Source organism: Shigella sp. SIG3, from assembly GCF_053555855.1.
Window position 1 is genome coordinate 1 of the sequence record NZ_JBQZXE010000072.1, and the last position, 19789, is coordinate 19789.

16 protein-coding genes and 3 pseudogenes are annotated in these 19789 nt (G+C 48.9%); 8 read left to right on the plus strand and 11 right to left on the minus strand.

Annotation, left to right across the window (positions count from 1 at the left end; all coding sequences use genetic code 11):
* Positions 1 to 443, plus strand: a pseudogene (gene feaR, locus ACUU1I_RS13385) (transcriptional regulator FeaR); the annotation flags it as partial.
* 171 nt (positions 444 to 614) lie between these two features.
* Here the strand turns inward: feaR and ACUU1I_RS13390 are convergent.
* From ACUU1I_RS13390 to ACUU1I_RS13400, 3 genes are read right to left on the minus strand one after another with little or no spacing between them, the layout of a single operon-like run.
* Entirely contained in the window at positions 615 to 944 is a 330-nt protein-coding gene (locus tag ACUU1I_RS13390; protein ID WP_011069403.1) for a YdbL family protein, read from the minus strand.
* 4 nt (positions 945 to 948) lie between these two features.
* Positions 949 to 1134: a YnbE family lipoprotein gene (locus ACUU1I_RS13395; protein ID WP_000698145.1), complete on the minus strand. Its 186-nt coding sequence runs from the start codon at positions 1132 to 1134 to the stop codon at positions 949 to 951.
* Positions 1131 to 3770, minus strand: coding sequence for a YdbH family protein (locus ACUU1I_RS13400; RefSeq protein ID WP_000900896.1), 2640 nt, complete (start codon positions 3768 to 3770; stop codon positions 1131 to 1133). The genes ACUU1I_RS13395 and ACUU1I_RS13400 overlap by 4 nt, the downstream gene beginning before the upstream one ends.
* A 207-nt stretch (positions 3771 to 3977) precedes the next feature.
* Between ACUU1I_RS13400 and ldhA the strand changes: the two genes are divergently transcribed.
* The gene (gene ldhA / locus ACUU1I_RS13405) at positions 3978 to 4967 is read left to right on the plus strand and encodes a D-lactate dehydrogenase (RefSeq protein WP_000762229.1); all 990 of its coding nucleotides are present in this window, start codon (positions 3978 to 3980) and stop codon (positions 4965 to 4967) included.
* Between the two features lie 110 nt (positions 4968 to 5077).
* A complete protein-coding gene (hslJ, locus tag ACUU1I_RS13410) occupies positions 5078 to 5425 on the plus strand; it encodes a heat shock protein HslJ (RefSeq protein WP_000754615.1) in 348 nt (115 codons plus the stop codon).
* On the opposite strand, the gene ACUU1I_RS13415 is transcribed toward hslJ, so the two are convergent.
* Positions 5422 to 5688: a putative hemolysin gene (locus ACUU1I_RS13415; protein WP_014532269.1), complete on the minus strand. Its 267-nt coding sequence runs from the start codon at positions 5686 to 5688 to the stop codon at positions 5422 to 5424. The two genes, hslJ and ACUU1I_RS13415, sit on opposite strands and share 4 nt — an antisense overlap.
* Before the next feature lie 273 nt (positions 5689 to 5961).
* Between ACUU1I_RS13415 and nifJ the strand changes: the two genes are divergently transcribed.
* The 4 genes and pseudogenes from nifJ to ttcA all read left to right on the plus strand — a co-directional run bounded on the left by nifJ (position 5962) and on the right by ttcA (position 12668).
* A complete protein-coding gene (nifJ, locus tag ACUU1I_RS13420) occupies positions 5962 to 9486 on the plus strand; it encodes a pyruvate:ferredoxin (flavodoxin) oxidoreductase (protein ID WP_000628186.1) in 3525 nt (1174 codons plus the stop codon).
* Between the two features lie 366 nt (positions 9487 to 9852).
* A pseudogene (ompN, locus tag ACUU1I_RS13425) lies at positions 9853 to 10982 on the plus strand (porin OmpN).
* 140 nt (positions 10983 to 11122) lie between these two features.
* Positions 11123 to 11557: a universal stress protein UspF gene (uspF, locus tag ACUU1I_RS13430; protein ID WP_001295593.1), complete on the plus strand. Its 435-nt coding sequence runs from the start codon at positions 11123 to 11125 to the stop codon at positions 11555 to 11557.
* Between the two features lie 175 nt (positions 11558 to 11732).
* Positions 11733 to 12668: a tRNA 2-thiocytidine(32) synthetase TtcA gene (gene ttcA / locus ACUU1I_RS13435; protein ID WP_000081423.1), complete on the plus strand. Its 936-nt coding sequence runs from the start codon at positions 11733 to 11735 to the stop codon at positions 12666 to 12668.
* A 128-nt stretch (positions 12669 to 12796) separates the two neighbouring features.
* On the opposite strand, the gene dbpA is transcribed toward ttcA, so the two are convergent.
* From dbpA to ydaN, 4 genes are all read right to left on the minus strand, one after another.
* Positions 12797 to 14164: an ATP-dependent RNA helicase DbpA gene (gene dbpA, locus ACUU1I_RS13440; RefSeq protein WP_000123714.1), complete on the minus strand. Its 1368-nt coding sequence runs from the start codon at positions 14162 to 14164 to the stop codon at positions 12797 to 12799.
* Positions 14165 to 14193: 29 nt separating this feature from the next.
* Positions 14194 to 14367 (minus strand): proline-rich small protein YnaL, encoded by a 174-nt coding sequence (gene ynaL / locus ACUU1I_RS13445; RefSeq protein ID WP_001296046.1) that lies wholly within the window; start codon positions 14365 to 14367, stop codon positions 14194 to 14196.
* Positions 14368 to 14641: 274 nt separating this feature from the next.
* Positions 14642 to 15625, minus strand: a complete 984-nt coding sequence (gene zntB / locus ACUU1I_RS13450; protein WP_000387377.1) for a zinc transporter ZntB — start codon at positions 15623 to 15625, stop codon at positions 14642 to 14644.
* A 13-nt stretch (positions 15626 to 15638) separates the two neighbouring features.
* Entirely contained in the window at positions 15639 to 15686 is a 48-nt protein-coding gene (gene ydaN, locus ACUU1I_RS13455) for a protein YnaN (protein WP_211180494.1), read from the minus strand.
* 193 nt (positions 15687 to 15879) lie between these two features.
* Here ydaN and dgcM point away from each other — a divergent pair.
* Positions 15880 to 17112 (plus strand): annotated as a pseudogene (gene dgcM, locus ACUU1I_RS13460) (diguanylate cyclase DgcM).
* Between the two features lie 20 nt (positions 17113 to 17132).
* Here the strand turns inward: dgcM and smrA are convergent.
* The 3 genes from smrA to ACUU1I_RS13475 form a co-directional block, all read right to left on the minus strand.
* Positions 17133 to 17696 carry a DNA endonuclease SmrA gene (smrA, locus tag ACUU1I_RS13465; RefSeq protein WP_001046816.1) on the minus strand — a complete coding sequence of 188 codons (564 nt, stop codon included), beginning with the start codon at positions 17694 to 17696 and terminating at the stop codon, positions 17133 to 17135.
* A gap of 253 nt (positions 17697 to 17949) precedes the next feature.
* The gene (locus tag ACUU1I_RS13470; protein ID WP_161550594.1) at positions 17950 to 19404 is read right to left on the minus strand and encodes a DHA2 family efflux MFS transporter permease subunit; all 1455 of its coding nucleotides are present in this window, start codon (positions 19402 to 19404) and stop codon (positions 17950 to 17952) included.
* Positions 19401 to 19789: HlyD family secretion protein (locus ACUU1I_RS13475; RefSeq protein WP_146756030.1), on the minus strand; the 389-nt coding region annotated here is incomplete at its 5' end. The genes ACUU1I_RS13470 and ACUU1I_RS13475, both read right to left, overlap by 4 nt.

A 19789-nucleotide genomic window follows, 5' to 3' on the forward strand; every position in this document is an offset into this window, starting at 1 on the left:
ACAGGAGAGCATGAATAATCCGGCACTTTCTGAAACAGAAAGTGAAGCTGCGCTACAGGCGATGGTGTGTCTGCTTCGCCCAGTACTTCATCAGCGGGAATCTGTCCAACCTCGCCGTGAACGTCAGTTTCAAAAAGTGGTTACGTTGATAGACGATAATATTCGCGAAGAGATATTACGCCCGGAGTGGATAGCCGGAGAGACAGGTATGTCAGTACGTAGTTTGTACCGAATGTTTGCCGATATAAGGTTTGGTAGTCGCGCAATATATTCGTAACCGTCGTCTCGATTTTTGTGCAGATGCGATTCGCCATGCCGCAGATGATGAAAAACTGGCAGGCATCGGCTTTCATTGGGGATTTTCTGACCAGAGTCATTTCTCAACGGTATTTAAGCAACGCTTTGGGATGACGCCAGGCGAGTATCGCCGTAAATTCCGCTAACTAATTGGCGTTGCATGTACTGCAACGCCAATTAGTTAAAACAGATATTTGACTATGCATTTTTCAGGGCGAAAGGCAATTTGACAGGAGTTTTTGAATATTCACCTTGTTTCAGGAAAATAGATCAATCGCTTTCTCCTGTAGCGTTATCCCGATATTGCGGTTTTGCTATTAAAACTTTCGCACCCATTTACCGTTTATCCCTTGTACATATTCCCCCGGTTTGGCCCGAGCTACGAGCTTTTGCCCGGCGAGTTTCGCGATATCATCTACAGACACATTATTTTGCTTTGCCCGTTGTTGGTAACTCGCTTTACGTTCGGCATTAATTTCGGTTACTAATTTCTCTGTTTCAGCATCCGTTTTCAGCGCAACCAGATAACCATAAAATGTTTCACCTACCCGCCCCTGAGTTCTGGCTTCATCCAGAGTCAATGCCATTACATTGCTGCTTACCAGCCCAACAAGAAACGCACAAAGAAGTAATGTTTTCTTCATCATCGCCTCAGAAAAGATCGCTACGAGTTTCAAGCAGCTCTTCGACATCTTTGTCTGCCTTGATGATGATCTCATGCTCAATTTTAACGTTCATATTGATAGTGATCGGTTCCTTAGGTGCAGCGACTTCAATGCGAGGCGTACAGCCAACCAGCATAAAAGATGACGTCAACGCAGCCAGTAAAATTTTCATTGTTTTTCCTCACACTCTTTTCCTTGCGGACAGTCATTTCCCGGCAGACGTGCGTTCTGCTCCAACCATGCCTGGAGATTATCGCCAAAGCGTAAACTGCGCCACAGCGTAAAAATATTCTCTTCATGATGGTAATTAAGGTTTACCGTACCGCTTTTACCATCAACGCGACTGGTACCTGTAATGTTGGCCTGCATGGTTAATAAACCGAGATTATCTAAGTTAATTTTTGTCGATGACCGGCTAATTTCCATATAGCGCAACCAGTTAATTGCTGAACCCGCAGTCATATTGTCTTTCACCACCGCATCTGCGGTATCTTTATCCAGCCGCAAGGTCATTGGCCCGCTATTTGCCAGCCAACCATCTTTCACTATCCATTTTTCGTTGTTTAGCCATAACGGCAATGCACCACTAAATGCCCCGGACATGGCGAATTGTTTCGGATTGACGGCGCTAACCAGTTCGCTGGATGAGAGATTATTCAGCCGCAACAGCGCCGGGTCATGTTGCGGCATACGTAATTGTTTCATCAGCACGTTACCGCCTAACACATCGACGCTAACATCAGTCAACAGCAAGGGTTCTTCTTCAGTCCACGGATAACGCCCTTGCAAATCAGCCGTAATATTTTTCGCTGTCACCAGATTAATCACTTCGGCAATTCGCAACGTAACGGGGCCGCGAGTCCCCAGATGCCAGGCTCCATCGGCAAAACGGAAAGGCAGGACAAAATCGACACCGTTAACCTGATTATCTGGCATCCAGGCACTACCGCCTTTCAACACGCCGTGCCCTCCCGCGCGGAATCCTTGTTCAGGCGCAGCAGAAAATGCAACCTGAGCATACAGTTCACCATCGCGTAAGTTCATCTTCCAGTCGGGTGGCACCAGCGGCTGGAATACAGTCAGTGATTGTTTTGGCCACCAGGCGTTACCGCGCAGACGAATACCGTCCCAGCGACCATTTACCCGAACCGGGCCAATCTCACCAACATGTAAATCGCCTTTAAAGAGGAAATAGGTCGGATCGCGCCCATCGACGCTAAATTTTAAGGTTGATGGCGGTAACACACTGCCGCCAGTGAACAGCGTTTGCCCGGCGTCCAGTGACAGCGCGCCGCTGAAGGAGGGATGCTGTGCGTCACGTACCCAGACGACGGGCTTGTCGAGAATTAATCGCGGCTTTTCTACCGTCATCGTACCGTATTGTAACTGGTCGAAACCGGTGGAGAGATCGGTCAGCGTAATCGTGCTGTCATGCCACTCACCTTTTCCTGCGACATCCCAGGTGGCATTCATCGGTGTAAAACTCCCTTTTCCCCAGTAGCGCCACTGCCAGCGGCCAGCGTCAGGGAGAAAATCATTCGCCAGCCCATCCATATGCAGCACGAAATCGCCCAGTTCATTTTCATGCGCCTGCAAAATGGCCTGCAAACGTCCGTCAACACCACGTTGGGTGACTTTTACACCCGCTAAAGGCCAGCGGATTTCATCGATGTCCAGCGAATCGATGACTCTTCCCTTTGAACGAAGTAACGCGCCTGGCTCAAAGGTCAGCGTTGGGTCAGACAGACTTCCACTTAGCTGCGCAGGTAAACGGGCATATAAAATGAGGTCCGCCTGTTTCGCTTCACCGGTCAGCTGCAGAGGCAGTTGACTGTTATCCATGCTTAATTTTCCTGGGCCAAAATTAAGCACCGCGTTGCCCTTACCCGCTTGCCCCTGGGTCAGCACACTCAGTCGTCCGCTGACCAGAGCGTTCTCAAGCCCTGCCTGCCAGTTGTCAACTTTGACACCCAGTCGGCCACTCAAAGGAAAACCTGCATACAGCCAGCTCCAGCGACCATCGCTTACGGTCAATTGTTGACGAGTAATTTGCCACGGCAAATCGAGCAACGGATCGCCGTTATCCCGTGCCAGCACGATCAATTGCCCGCTATTTTCCTGCCAGTCCAGCTCGGCATCCACCAGTGACGGTTCCTGCGGCAAGTTTAACGTCGCAGTAGCATGCCCACTTACAGGAAGTCCATCCGGCACGAGCGGCATAGTAAATTCCCCCACCAGTTTAACCGGCGGCTGATTTTCAAACGCGACGACATCCAGTTCGCTGACTGTAAGTTGTTGCCCTTTCAGCTGGCCTTGAAATTTAACTTTTTCGCCCTGATAACGCAGTTGCTGGATATCAGAGGTTAATGCGAGAGAGAGTTTTCCCTGCCATTCCTGCCAGGGAGAAAAAATCAGTTTATCGATATTGATCCAGGTGTTAGGCAGCATGGACTGCCACTGCGCGAGGGTTTTTGGAGCAGCTGGCGATTGCTCCGTCTGCGGCAATTTCGCCAGACAAGCAGAATCAAGTTCTACCGTGCCGACGTTCAATAACCAGCGGCTGGGATGTGAAAGGCTGGCGTTGGTGATATGCGCAAGCTGACAATCTCCCACCAGATAACGGAGATCGGGAATGATTAAACCTTTACGCGTAATGCGTGGGCTTTCATCTAATGCAATACGTGTCCCGAGCGGTAGCCAGATGTCCGCCAGCGTGGGAACCCACAGCCCGAGCGTCATCAGCAGCGTCAACGGCACAAGAATAATCAGTAATAACAGCGCGAGAACGGCTTTATATTTACCCAGCATGGGTAGTTAATATCCTGATTTCGCGAAAAATTAAGCATTCAATACGGGTATTGTGGCATGTTTAACCGTTCAGTTGAAGGTTGCGCCTACACTAAGCATAGTTGTTGATGAATTTTTCAATATCGCCATGGCTTTCAATTATATTTGAAATTTTGTAAAATATTTTTAGCAGCTTAAATGTGATTCAACATCACTGGAGAAAGTCTTATGAAACTCGCCGTTTATAGCACAAAACAGTACGACAAGAAGTACCTGCAACAGGTGAACGAGTCCTTTGGCTTTGAGCTGGAATTTTTTGACTTTCTGCTGACGGAAAAAACCGCTAAAACTGCCAATGGCTGCGAAGCGGTATGTATTTTCGTAAACGATGACGGCAGCCGCCCGGTGCTGGAAGAGCTGAAAAAGCACGGCGTTAAATATATCGCCCTGCGCTGTGCCGGTTTCAATAACGTCGACCTTGATGCGGCAAAAGAACTGGGGCTGAAAGTAGTCCGTGTTCCAGCCTATGATCCAGAGGCCGTTGCTGAACACGCCATCGGTATGATGATGACGCTGAACCGCCGTATTCACCGCGCGTATCAGCGTACCCGTGACGCTAACTTCTCTCTGGAAGGTCTGACCGGCTTTACTATGTATGGCAAAACGGCAGGCGTTATCGGTACCGGTAAAATCGGTGTGGCGATGCTGCGCATTCTGAAAGGTTTTGGTATGCGTCTGCTGGCGTTCGATCCGTATCCAAGTGCAGCGGCGCTGGAACTCGGTGTGGAGTATGTCGATCTGCCAACCCTGTTCTCTGAATCAGACGTTATCTCTCTGCACTGCCCGCTGACACCGGAAAACTACCATCTGTTGAACGAAGCCGCCTTCGATCAGATGAAAAATGGCGTGATGATCGTCAATACCAGTCGCGGTGCATTGATTGATTCTCAGGCGGCAATTGAAGCGCTGAAAAATCAGAAAATTGGTTCGTTGGGTATGGACGTCTATGAGAACGAACGCGATCTGTTCTTTGAAGATAAATCCAACGACGTGATCCAGGATGACGTATTCCGTCGCCTGTCTGCCTGCCACAACGTGCTGTTTACCGGGCACCAGGCATTCCTGACAGCAGAAGCTCTGACCAGTATTTCTCAGACTACGCTGCAAAACTTAAGCAATCTGGAAAAAGGTGAAACCTGCCCGAACGAACTGGTTTAATCTTGCCGCTCCCCTGCAATCCAGGGGAGCTGATTCAGATAATCCCCAATGACCTTTCATTCTCTATTCTTAAAATAGTCCTGAGTCAGAAACTGTAATTGAGAACCACAATGAAGAAAGTAGCCGCGTTTGTTGCGCTAAGCCTGCTGATGGCGGGATGTGTAAGTAATGACAAAATTGCTGTTACGCCAGAAATCAGCTTTGGTGAAAAAATGATGATTTCCGGCAGCATGTGTAACCGCTTTAGCGGTGAAGGCAAACTGTCTAATGGTGAACTGACAGCCAAAGGGCTGGCAATGACCCGTATGATGTGCGCTAACCCGCAGCTTAATGAACTCGATAACACCATTAGCGAAATGCTGAAAGAAGGTGCACAAGTGGATCTGACCGCGAACCAGTTAACGCTGGCGACCGCGAAACAGACATTAACTTATAAGCTGGCGGATTTAATGAATTAATAGCTGCCACAGCTCCCGGCGGCAAGTGACTGTTCGCTACAGCGTTTGCCGTTGGGTAATGCACACATCCCAATCGCCGTACCATCCAGTTGACGGGCAACAGAAAGCGAACCGCCGATCATTGCACAATTTGCTTCTCCACTACTGGACATCGACGCTTTTAAACTTGGCGCTACGTGCGCCGCAGTCGCCTGCTGAACAGGCTCACTACTACACGCCGACAACAATAAAGCGGCACACCCTACCCAAAACGCTGCTCGCATCTCTTCTTCCTCTGATCTTCAAGCCAAACGACACCGCCATAAATAATAGGCAGCACAGAGGGCGGCGTCGAGAGCTGTCCTGCGCGTTGCCCCGCATTTTTACTTTTTTATGGCTATTTTTTTGCCCTCTGTTTGATCAAAACATTCATTACTCTGATGTGGGGGACACAAAAGCGAAAATGCAGAAGAAAGCCATTTGCTAAAATTGAAGGATTACTACTGGGCGCGCAGCAATTTCGTGCGCCCCTCATTTGCGCAATGTAAGGGTGTCATATGATTACTATTGACGGTAATGGCGCGGTTGCTTCGGTGGCGTTTCGCACCAGTGAAGTTATCGCCATCTACCCTATTACCCCCAGTTCCACGATGGCAGAACAGGCTGATGCCTGGGCCGGAAACGGCTTGAAGAACGTTTGGGGAGACACACCACGCGTGGTTGAAATGCAGTCGGAAGCGGGTGCTATCGCTACCGTGCATGGCGCTTTGCAGACGGGTGCCCTTTCAACATCGTTTACGTCATCGCAGGGTTTGCTGCTGATGATCCCGACGCTGTACAAACTGGCAGGCGAACTGACGCCATTTGTCCTGCATGTAGCGGCACGTACCGTTGCCACACATGCACTTTCTATTTTTGGCGATCATTCCGACGTTATGGCGGTGCGCCAGACGGGTTGCGCGATGTTGTGTGCGGCTAACGTCCAGGAAGCGCAAGACTTTGCTCTCATTTCACACATCGCAACGCTGAAGAGCCGCGTGCCATTTATTCATTTCTTTGATGGTTTTCGCACGTCCCACGAAATCAATAAAATTGTCCCGCTGGCCGATGACACTATTCTTGATCTCATGCCGCAGGCCGAAATTGATGCTCATCGCGCCCGGGCGCTCAACCCGGAACATCCGGTGATCCGCGGTACGTCCGCCAATCCTGACACTTATTTCCAGTCTCGCGAAGCCACCAACCCCTGGTACAACGCGGTCTATGACCATGTTGAACAGGCGATGAATGATTTCGCTGCCGCGACAGGTCGTCAGTATCAGCCGTTTGAGTATTACGGGCATCCGCAAGCGGAACGGGTGATTATCCTGATGGGCTCTGCCATTGGCACCTGTGAAGAAGTGGTTGATGAATTGCTAACCCGTGGCGAAAAAGTTGGCGTGCTGAAAGTTCGTCTGTACCGTCCCTTCTCCGCCAAACACTTGCTGCAAGCTCTGCCGGGATCCGTACGCAGCGTGGCGGTACTGGACAGAACCAAAGAACCCGGTGCCCAGGCAGAACCGCTCTATCTGGATGTGATGACCGCACTGGCAGGAGCCTTTAATAATGGTGAGCGCGAAACCCTGCCCCGTGTCATTGGTGGGCGCTATGGTCTTTCATCCAAAGAATTTGGCCCGGACTGTGTACTGGCGGTATTTGCCGAGCTCAACGCGGCTAAACCTAAAGCACGCTTTACGGTTGGTATTTACGATGATGTGACCAATCTGTCACTGCCGTTGCCGGAAAACACTCTGCCAAACTCGGCGAAACTTGAAGCCTTGTTTTATGGCCTTGGTAGTGATGGCAGCGTTTCCGCAACCAAAAACAATATCAAGATTATCGGTAATTCCACGCCGTGGTACGCACAGGGCTATTTTGTTTACGACTCCAAAAAAGCGGGCGGCCTGACGGTTTCTCACCTTCGCGTGAGCGAACAGCCGATTCGTTCCGCTTATCTCATTTCCCAGGCTGATTTTGTTGGCTGCCACCAGTTGCAGTTTATCGATAAATATCAGATGGCTGAGCGTTTAAAACCTAGCGGCATTTTCCTGCTTAATACGCCGTACAGCGCAGATGAAGTGTGGTCGCGCTTGCCGCAGGAAGTTCAGGCCGTGTTAAACCAGAAAAAAGCGCGCTTCTATGTGATTAACGCGGCGAAAATCGCCCGCGAATGTGGCCTGGCGGCCCGTATTAATACCGTCATGCAGATGGCTTTTTTCCATCTGACGCAAATTCTGCCTGGCGATAGCGCCCTCGCAGAATTGCAGGGTGCGATTGCCAAAAGTTACAGTAGCAAAGGTCAGGATCTGGTGGAGCGCAACTGGCAGGCTCTGGCGCTGGCGCGTGAATCCGTAGAAGAAGTTCCGTTGCAACCGGTAAATCCGCACAGCGCCAATCGACCGCCAGTGGTTTCCGATGCCGCCCCTGATTTCGTGAAAACCGTAACCGCGGCGATGCTCGCCGGGCTTGGTGATGCCCTCCCCGTTTCGGCGCTGCCGCCAGACGGCACCTGGCCGATGGGCACCACTCGCTGGGAAAAACGCAATATCGCCGAAGAGATCCCCATCTGGAAAGAGGAACTCTGTACCCAATGTAACCACTGCGTCGCCGCTTGCCCACACTCAGCTATTCGCGCAAAAGTGGTACCGCCTGAAGCGATGGAAAACGCCCCTGCCAGCCTGCATTCGCTAGATGTGAAATCGCGTGATATGCGCGGGCAGAAATATGTCTTGCAGGTGGCACCGGAAGATTGCACCGGTTGTAACCTGTGCGTCGAAGTTTGCCCGGCGAAAGACCGTCAGAATCCAGAGATTAAAGCCATCAATATGATGTCTCGCCAGGAACATGTCGAAGAAGAGAAAATCAATTACGATTTCTTCCTCAACCTGCCAGAAATCGACCGTAGCAAACTGGAACGTATTGATATTCGTACATCGCAGCTGATTACACCGCTGTTTGAATATTCAGGTGCTTGCCCCGGTTGTGGCGAGACGCCGTATATTAAATTGCTGACTCAGCTCTATGGTGACCGGATGTTGATCGCTAACGCCACCGGCTGTTCTTCAATTTATGGCGGTAACCTGCCCTCTACACCGTATACCACCGATGCCAACGGTCGTGGGCCGGCATGGGCGAACTCTCTATTTGAAGATAATGCCGAATTTGGCCTTGGTTTCCGCCTGACGGTCGATCAACACCGTGTCCGCGTGCTGCGTCTGCTGGATCAATTTGCCGATAAAATCCCGGCGGAATTACTGACGGCGTTGAAATCAGACGCTACGCCAGAGGTTCGTCGAGAACAGGTCGCAGCTTTACGCCAGCAACTCAACGATGTTGCCGAAGCACATGAACTGCTGCGTGACGCAGATGCACTGGTGGAAAAATCAATCTGGCTGATTGGTGGCGACGGCTGGGCTTACGATATCGGCTTTGGCGGTCTGGATCATGTATTGAGTTTGACGGAAAACGTCAACATTCTGGTGCTGGATACGCAATGCTATTCCAACACCGGTGGTCAGGCGTCGAAAGCGACACCGCTGGGTGCAGTAACTAAGTTCGGCGAGCACGGCAAACGTAAAGCGCGTAAAGATCTTGGCGTCAGTATGATGATGTACGGTCATGTTTATGTGGCGCAGATTTCTCTCGGCGCGCAGCTGAACCAGACGGTGAAAGCGATTCAGGAAGCGGAAGCGTATCCGGGACCATCGCTGATCATTGCTTATAGCCCGTGTGAAGAGCATGGTTACGATCTGGCTCTCAGCCACGACCAGATGCGCCAACTCACTGCTACCGGCTTCTGGCCGCTATATCGCTTTGATCCGCGTCGTGCCGATGAAGGCAAACTGCCGCTGGCGCTGGATTCACGCCCGCCGTCAGAAGCACTGGAAGAAACGTTACTTCACGAGCAGCGTTTCCGTCGTCTGAATTCGCAGCAGCCAGAAGTGGCAGAACAGTTATGGAAAGATGCTGCAGCTGATTTGCAAAAACGCTATGACTTCCTAGCACAAATGGCCGGAAAAGCGGAAAAAAGCAACACCGATTAAATGCTCTGGATAAGGATTATCCAATTCTAAAAAAAAAGCCCGGACGACTGTTCGGGCTTGTCTTTTTATATGTTGGAAAATCAGTGGCAATGCAATGGCCCAACAGAAAATAAAATCTGTGACAATAAAGGCATATAACCCGCGCAGAATAACGTATAGAAAATTAAAAGTATAATTTTTATTTTGTATGTATTATCTTCGATACATTCACCAGACTTATTATCATTTCAGAGGAATTATTTGATTAAGGTTTTACTTAAGGCGTAACAAATGATATTTATCGGCAAACTGAACTTCTCCTTTAGGATGTTTTCACTCCCCGAAATGGGGATAAAAGGCAAATAAAATAACTAAAGGATTTATTCAATGAAAAGAAAAGTACTGGCACTTTTAATCCCTGCCCTGCTCGCCGCAGGTGCTGCACATGCAGCCGAAGTTTATAATAAAGACGGCAACAAATTAGATCTGTATGGCAAAGTTGATGGCCTGCATTATTTTTCTGATAATTCAGCGAAAGATGGCGACCAGAGCTATGCGCGTCTGGGTTTTAAAGGCGAAACCCAAATTAACGATCAACTTACTGGCTACGGTCAATGGGAATACAATATTCAGGCAAACAACACTGAATCTTCAAAAAACCAGTCATGGACCCGTCTGGCATTTGCCGGACTGAAATTTGCAGATTACGGTTCTTTCGATTACGGACGTAATTATGGCGTAATGTACGACATCGAAGGCTGGACCGATATGCTGCCTAAATTTGGCGGTGACTCTTATACCAATGCAGACAACTTTATGACTGGTCGAGCCAATGGCGTCGCGACTTATCGTAATACTGATTTCTTCGGTCTGGTAAATGGTCTGAACTTCGCGGTGCAGTATCAAGGTAACAACGAAGGAGCCAGTAATGGTCAGGAAGGCACCAATAACGAACGCGATGTTCGTCATGAAAACGGTGACGGCTGGGGTCTTTCCACAACATATGATTTAGGCATGGGCTTTAGCGCTGGTGCGGCATACACCTCTTCTGACCGCACCAATGACCAGGTTAACCATACTGCGGCGGGTGGTGATAAAGCAGACGCGTGGACTGCTGGGCTAAAATACGATGCTAACAATATTTACCTAGCAACCATGTATTCAGAAACGCGTAATATGACCCCGTTTGGCGACAGCGATTATGCAGTTGCGAACAAAACCCAGAACTTTGAAGTTACTAGTACCAGTTTGATTTTGGTCTGCGTCCGGCAGTCTCTTTCCTGATGTCTAAAGGCCGTGACCTTCACGCTGCTGGTGGTGCAGACAACCCGGCAGGTGTTGATGATAAAGATCTGGTTAAATACGCCGATGTTGGCGCGACTTACTATTTCAATAAAAACATGTCCACCTATGTTGACTATAAAATCAACCTGTTGGATGAAGATGACAGTTTCTACGCTGCCAACGGCATCTCTACCGATGATATTGTCGCTTTAGGTCTGGTTTATCAGTTCTAAATCCTCCTGCCCGCTGTTATGGCGGGCTTTTTCTGCTTATTCTTCCTCCTTTGATCTAAATTAAAAATGTGAACTCCGTCATTACACAAAAAGTGTCATCTGGCGTTACACTTTATGCGGATACTAAAACAGGAGGTTTTATGAACAGAACGATTCTTGTCCCTATCGATATTTCAGATTCAGAATTAACTCAACGCGTGATTAGCCACGTTGAGGCAGAGGCAAAGATTGATGATGCAGAGGTTCATTTCCTGACGGTAATACCTTCACTGCCCTACTATGCCTCTCTGGGTTTAGCGTATTCCGCAGAATTACCGGCAATGGATGACCTGAAAGCGGAAGCCAAATCGCAACTGGAAGAGATCATTAAAAAATTTAAACTGCCAACCGACAGAGTGCATGTCCATGTTGAGGAAGGCTCGCCCAAAGACCGCATTCTGGAATTGGCGAAGAAGATCCCCGCTCATATGATCATCATTGCTTCCCATCGACCGGATATCACCACTTATCTGCTCGGTTCCAACGCCGCAGCTGTAGTGCGTCACGCAGAGTGCTCCGTGCTGGTTGTGCGCTGACACTAACGCCCGCACATTGCTGCGGGCTTTTTGATTCATTTCGCAAATGTGCTGACATTTTCCCCTCTAATCCGTACCATACACGCCACAGTTTTTATATCAGATTTCTTATGCTGAGCGTTCCGGCATGACGCATACTCTTCTGATGCCATATAACGAATTGAGTCGCTTTTAAATGTCGCAAAATCAAGAAATTAGTAAGAAAGAACAATACAACCTGAACAAATTACAAAAACGTCTGCGTCGTAACGTGGGCGAAGCCATTGCTGACTTCAATATGATTGAAGAAGGCGATCGCATCATGGTTTGCCTCTCCGGGGGTAAAGACAGCTATACCATGCTGGAGATTCTGCGCAATTTGCAGCAAAGCGCGCCAATCAATTTTTCGCTGGTGGCTGTTAACCTCGATCAAAAGCAACCGGGCTTCCCGGAACACGTTCTGCCCGAGTATCTTGAAAAGCTGGGCGTTGAGTACAAGATTGTTGAAGAGAACACTTACGGTATCGTGAAAGAGAAGATTCCAGAGGGCAAAACCACTTGCTCACTGTGTTCTCGGCTACGTCGCGGTATCCTTTATCGCACCGCAACGGAACTGGGGACGACGAAGATCGCGTTGGGTCACCATCGTGACGATATCCTGCAAACGTTGTTCTTAAATATGTTCTACGGCGGCAAGATGAAAGGTATGCCTCCGAAACTGATGAGCGATGATGGCAAACATATCGTTATTCGTCCACTGGCCTACTGCCGCGAGAAAGATATTCAGCGATTTGCCGATGCAAAAGCGTTCCCGATTATTCCGTGCAACCTGTGCGGTTCACAGCCTAACCTGCAACGTCAGGTGATTGCTGACATGTTGCGTGACTGGGATAAACGTTATCCAGGGCGTATCGAGACGATGTTCAGCGCGATGCAGAATGTGGTGCCGTCGCATCTGTGCGATACCAACCTGTTCGATTTCAAAGGCATTACCCACGGTTCTGAAGTGGTTAACGGGGGTGATCTGGCGTTTGATCGCGAAGAGATCCCACTACAACCGGCGGGCTGGCAGCCAGAAGAAGATGAAAATCAGTTGGATGAGTTACGGCTGAATGTGGTTGAAGTGAAATAACCAGGATAGCGCCCGATGCGCAAGCGTATCGGGCTACTCTTATGGAGGCCGGATAAGACGCGGCCAGCGTCGCATCCGGCAATCCCGAATAAGATGTTTACTCTTGCACCCGGCAATTCAACATTTCATTATTTTAATAACCGCACCCGGCACGTTTTTCCTTTAATCTTCCCGCCCTGTAACTGTTTCCATGCTTTATGAGCAACAGCCTGACGGACCGCGACATAGACATGCGCCGGATGCACGGCGATTTTGCCAATATCTGCGCCATCAAGCCCGATATCTCCTGTCAGTGCACCTAATACATCACCCGGGCGCATTTTGGCTTTTTTCCCGCCATCGATACACAACGTTGCCATTTCTGCTTCCAGCGTCACAATGGAACTATTAGCTGGCGGCGTTTGCCAGTTAAGTTTTATCTGCAACATGTCAGAAATGATATTGGCCCGCTGTGCTTCTTCCGGAGCACAGAAACTGATCGCCAGACCGCTATTTCCTGCACGAGCTGTACGACCGATGCGATGTACATGAACTTCAGGGTCCCACGCCAGCTCAAAGTTCACCACCAGCTCAAGCGATTTAATATCCAGACCACGCGCAGCAACATCAGTCGCAACCAGTACACGGGCGCTACCGTTAGCAAAACGTACCAGGGTCTGATCGCGTTGCTCCAGATCGCCGTGTAACGACAATGCACTTTGCTCTACTTCATTCAGCGCGTCGCAGACAGCCTGGCAATCTTTTTTGGTATTGCAAAACACCACACAAGAGGATGGCTGATGCAAGCTTAATAACCGTTGCAACAGAGGAATTTTGCCTTTACTGGATGTCTCATAAAATTGTTGTTCAATGGGTGGCAAAGCATCTGTTGAGTCAATTTCAATCGCCAAAGGATCGCGTTGCACTCGTCCGCTGATTGCGGCGATGGCTTCCGGCCAGGTTGCCGAAAACAGAAGCGTCTGTCGAGATGCAGGCGCAAAACGGATGACATCATCAATGGCATCGCTAAATCCCATATCCAGCATGCGGTCGGCCTCATCCATCACCAAAGTATTCAGCGCATCCAGTGATACCGTGCCTTTTTGCAAGTGATCCAGCAAACGACCCGGCGTTGCCACGATAATATGCGGCGCATGTTGCAACGAATCACGCTGCATACCGAACGGTTGACCACCGCACAACGTCAAAATTTTGGTATTTGGCAGAAAACGCGCCAGCCGACGCAATTCACCTGCCACCTGATCCGCCAGTTCACGCGTAGGACACAGCACTAAAGCCAGGGTTTGAAATAGCGACGCATCAATTTGCTGTAACAAGCCGAGGCCAAAAGCCGCCGTTTTGCCGCTGCCGGTTTTCGCCTGCACGCGAACATCTTTTCCTGCAAGGATCGCCGGAAGCGCGGCGGCCTGCACCGGCGTCATGGTTAAATAACCCAACTCATTAAGGTTCGTGAGTTGGGCGGGAGGCAAAACATTCAGGGTAGAAAAAGCGGTCACAATCTATTCTCGTGGTCATCGACGCAAAGTTAGCAGGCGCGTATCCTCGCAGATCTACGCTCACGATGCGACAATTTAATCGGTTCTTCATCGGGTGGTGGGTCAGGCATGGGTTGCGGGCGAGGGATCGGATCGGGCACTGGAACAGGATCGCCAGGAATCGGTTCAGGGACAGGAATTTGCAAATAAATAAGTGTCGTCATATTTCCCTCCGGTCATTGGGTGGACTCTTAAAGGGTAGACGCTGATAAATAACAGGCAAAAAAAAGCCGACTCATCAAAGTCGGCGTCGTACGAATCAATTGTGCTATGCAGTAATTCAAAAAAGGAAGTAAGACAATATGGAGCGCAACGCCCATCGCTTGACGTTGCATTCACCTGCAAGGGAGATATTGCCCTGAATGGGTAGAGAGTTTATTGACTTCGCTCAAACTTTGCGGCGTTTTTGTATACAGACAGCCGAAAAAATTGCTTTTGTTACAACCATTTACTACGGTGCAACCATAAAGCAACACCACCAATAAGAACAACTAACAGAATACAAAAAATTGAAAATCCGAATTGCCACCCGCCGCCAGGGATCCCACCAAGGTTGACGCCAAATAACCCGGTCAGAAAGGTACTGGGTAAAAAGACCATTGCCATCAACGACATTGTATAGGTACGACGAGCTAAATTTTCCTGCATCACCTGAGCGATTTCATCCGCCATCACGCCAGTCCGTGCTATACAGGCGTCGATTTCGTCAAGGCCGCGCCCAAGGCGATCGGCAATATCCTGCATCCGACGGCGTTGGTCATCGCTCATCCACGGCAAACGTTCACTGGCAAGACGAGCATAAACATCACGTTGCGGTGCCATATAGCGACGCATCACAATTAATTGTTTGCGCAGCAGAGCCAGGAATCCACGCGGTGGAATTTGCTGATCAAGGAGATTATCTTCAAGGTCGATAATTTTATCGTGCAGCTGCTCGATAAATTCACTGGAATGATCGGTCAACGCATCGCACACATCCACCAGCCATCCCCCGCAATCGGTCGGACCCGTGCCCTCTTCCAGATCGCTCACCACATCGTCCAGCGCCAGCACTTTGCGTTGTCGGGTCGAAACAATTAACCGCCCGTCCATATATACACGCATGGCGACCAGTTGATCGGGGCGTTCATCGGTGCTGCCGTTTATACAGCGCAATGTAATCAGCGTGCCTTCACCGAAACGGCTGACTCGGGGCCGTGTGCTCTCGCCCGCCAGCGCATCACGTACGTTATTGGGAAGCAGCGGTGTTGTCGCCAGCCATTGGGCGCTATCATGGTGTACATAATTAAGGTGGAGCCAGCAGGGATGCGCTTCATCAATCACATCTGTATTTTCCAGCGGTTTAACGCCGCCTCTACCATCCAGCATCCAGGCAAATACTGCATCCGGGACATTAACGTCCGATCCCTTAATCGCTTCCACAGTGCCTCCATCATCAACGCATTATTTTGTAGTCTAGCCTTCTGGCCCTGTTACGCAACATCTCATCACCCCATTACCCTGAAATGATTAATAAAATTCTGTCTAAATTGAATACAAAAAGCAAAATGCTTTTCCGTATACAAACCGTGTGAAGTGTTAAATAGCGTCTATCATTATCAGAATTATCTGATCATATGACGTGGCTTTTTTGCGATCGGATAGCAACAAAAATTGATAAAAATAACGGGATCTCAATGATTACGCACAACTTCAATACCCTGGACTTACTCACCAGTCCTGTCTGGATTGTTTCGCCCTTTGAGGAACAGTTAATTTATGCCAATAGCGCGGCGCGACTGTTGATGCAAGACCTCACGTTTAGTCAGCTACGAACCGGACCCTATTCCGTCTCCTCACAAAAAGAACTGCCGAAATACCTCTCCGATCTGCAAAACCAACACGATATTATCGAAATCCTCACTGTTCAGCGTAAAGAAGAGGAAACAGCATTAAGCTGTCGGCTTGTTTTGCGAGAGCTGACAGAAACAGAACCGGTGATTATTTTCGAAGGTATCGAAGCGCCGGCAACGCTGGGTTTAAAAGCCAGTCGCTCGGCAAATTATCAGCGCAAAAAACAAGGTTTTTATGCGCGCTTTTTTCTGACTAACTCTGCACCAATGTTGTTGATTGACCCGTCACGAGATGGACAAATCGTCGATGCTAACCTCGCCGCGCTCAATTTCTATGGTTATAACCATGAAACGATGTGCCAGAAACATACCTAGGAAATAAATATGCTTGGGCGTCGCGTCATGCCTATCATGCATGAAATTTCGCATTTACCCGGCGGTCATAACCCTTTGAATTTTGTTCATAAACTGGCGGATGGTTCTACTCGTCATGTGCAGACCTATGCCGGACCGATTGAAATTTATGGCGACAAGCTCATGTTATGTATTGTGCATGATATTACTGAGCAAAAACGGCTGGAGGAGCAGCTGGAACATGCTGCTCACCATGACGCGATGACCGGATTACTGAATCGGCGACAGTTTTATCACATTACGGAACCAGGCCAAATGCAGCATCTCGCCATCGCTCAGGATTACAGCTTGTTGCTCATCGACACCGATCGTTTTAAACACATTAACGATCTCTATGGGCATTCTAAAGGTGATGAGGTGTTATGCGCCCTCGCCCGCCCCCTCGAAAGTTGCGCTCGCAAAGGCGATTTGGTGTTTCGTTGGGGAGGCGAAGAGTTTGTCTTATTGCTACCAAGAACCCCACTGGATACCGCGCTTTCGCTGGCTGAAACTATCCGCGTAAGCGTGGCAAAAGTGAGTATTTCGGGCTTACCACGCTTTACCGTCAGCATTGGTGTGGCGCATCACGAAGGAAATGAAAGCATCGATGAACTGTTTAAACGCGTTGATGATGCTTTGTATCGGGCGAAAAATGATGGACGCAACCGCGTGCTGGCGGCATAAGCCGCGGATGCGTCTCGAGATCAACGACTGCGCTTAGCGTGGCGCTCCCAGTTTTCTTGCTTCGCCTGCGCCGTTTTACGTAGTGCGACGTAACACGCCCCGCTGCCGCCATGATGCGGTAGCGCGGTGCAATATGCCTGAACATCATCAAATTCGGTCAGCCAGCGCGCCACATAGCTGCGGACAATATTGGCATGTGATTTATCTTCCCGCCCTTTACCATGAATAATCAGCACATTACGCAAACCATCCGCCAGGGCTTGTTGAATGAAACTGAACACCATTTTGCGGCACTCTTCCACCGGCTGGCGCAAAAGATTCAGGCTCGCCTGTTGCGGATATTTACCACTGCGCAGCTTATCCAGCACCCCATGCTGCAACCCTTCCTGCCGAAACTCCAGCGGCTGACTTAGCGGGATGATGTCGAGAAATCCGGTAGTGAGGAAATTATCAAGCTGCAGCGTGTCGATACGCTGCGGCGCACGTTGGTTACGCGTTGGATGCCAGTGGACATCTGTAGCACGTTTCAGCGGCTGGACATCTTCCATGGCGTCAAGAAACAGCGATTTGTCGTCAAGGTTCATGTAACCTCCTATGCACCTTCACACGTCGTGATTCAGACGGGTTAATTGTTCATACTTACTGCATCGTTCCCTTCACAGATTGAAACAATACTCTACTTCATACCTGTGAGTATCTGCGCAGGCGGGGCATTTTATACTAGCCTGTTAGCAGTATCGAACAGTTTAGCCCGAGTTTAATTCAGCACAGGCTCCGATCAGGATGATTTATTCATAGCAGGAACCAACAAAAATGCGATAAATAACAGACCACTGATTAGCAGAAAGGTACCGAAAATGCCATAGTTTGCGCCTCCCTCAGCATCAATTGACTCAATAATTTGGTTGAAGCCAGTATTTCCGATGTCTGGTCACTTCTACTGCGATTAAAAAATAAAGCACTTCTGGAAATGAAGTCATTCACCGTATGGGGAACAGAAACCATTTTTTCACCCATTCTCGAAAAATGAAAATTAGTTCGATTATTGAGAATAGAGCCACACAGGGCAATACCAATCGCGCCCCCAAGATTACGTGTTAAATTAAATACACCAGAGGCTAACTTCAGCCGTTCTTTTGGAATTCCCCCCAGCGTTAATGTTACGATGGGGGCCATCGCAAACTGCTGCAAAATCCCTCTAATTGCCTGTGGAAACAGTAATTCCTGCCATCCCCATTCGTGGGTTATAGGGGTAAAAAGATACATTGAAAACACAAATCCGCCCAGCCCCGCCATCAACAGCCATCGCAGATTTATTTTTTTACTTAACCAGAAGTAAAAGGGAACAGAAAATAACTGGAAAATACCTGTTGTGCAAACGGCAAAACCTATCTCTTCGGCATTTAATCCGCGAATCTGCCCCAAAAACACAGGTATTAAATATACAGTAGAGAATATCCCAACCCCTCCAGAAAAAGAAAAAAAACATCCCAGAGTGAAATTTTTATCCTTAAAAGCATGAAGATCCATTATCGGATTGGATATTGTAAGTGTACGCGCAGCAAATAAAATAAAACTCACCAATGCCAGAACTGATGTCAGCAAAATAGTATTATCATCCAGCCATCCCCAGCGCGCTCCTTCTTCAAGGGTATATTCCAGACATCCCAGAGTCATGGCCAACAGGATAATACTCGGATAATCAGCAACTTTCAGTAAAGAGAGATCAGGTTTATCAAAATTAACCAGAAAAGGAATACTCAAAACTAAATATATGCCAGGTAATATATTGATATAAAATAGCCATCGCCAGTCGAGGTTATCAGTGAGCCAGCCCCCCAGAGTTGGCCCTAGCGTCGGTGACAGTGAGGCCAGCGCACTGACTACCGCAGCAGCCAACCCCAACTCTTTACCCTGGTAATAAATAAACGCCGTCGTGAAAACTAAAGGGATCATGGATGCGCCAGCAGCTCCCTGTAAAGCACGAAACAAAATCATGATCTGAATATTCCATGCAAGTCCACACGCGATACTCATTAAAGTAAATATTCCCGCGGATAGAGTAAAAAGCCAACGAGTGGAAAATACCCGTGACAGCCACCCAGAGAGCGGAATAACAATAATCTCAGCAATTAAATAGCTGGTCTGAAGCCAGGCCATTTCGTCTTTACCTGCGGACAGACCACCACCTATTTCATTTAGGGATGACGATACAATTTGAATATCAAGCTGAGCAATAAATAATCCCATACACATACTGGCGAAAGCAATATGTTTACGCATAGACATCATCTCTCATCAACACTGACGGTGACGGACAGTCCCGGGCGAAGAAGTTGCTTTAATTCCTTTGCGTCGTCAAATGCAATCCGTACCGGGACACGCTGAACAATTTTGGTGAAATTGCCAGTGGCATTTTCTATCGGAATCAAGCTGAAACTGGCTCCTGTCGCTGGGGAAAGGCTTTCAATGTGACCGTGAAACACTTCCCCTTTGAGAATATCAGCACGGATCTCAGCCTTCATTCCTGGCTTCATTCCCGCTATTTGGTTTTCTTTATAATTTGCATCAACCCACAACTCACTGACTGGTACTAGTGAAACTAACGATGTGCCGCCTTCCACCCAACTGCCTGTATGGGCGCTGCGGTTTGCGACAATGCCATCAATCGGCGCAC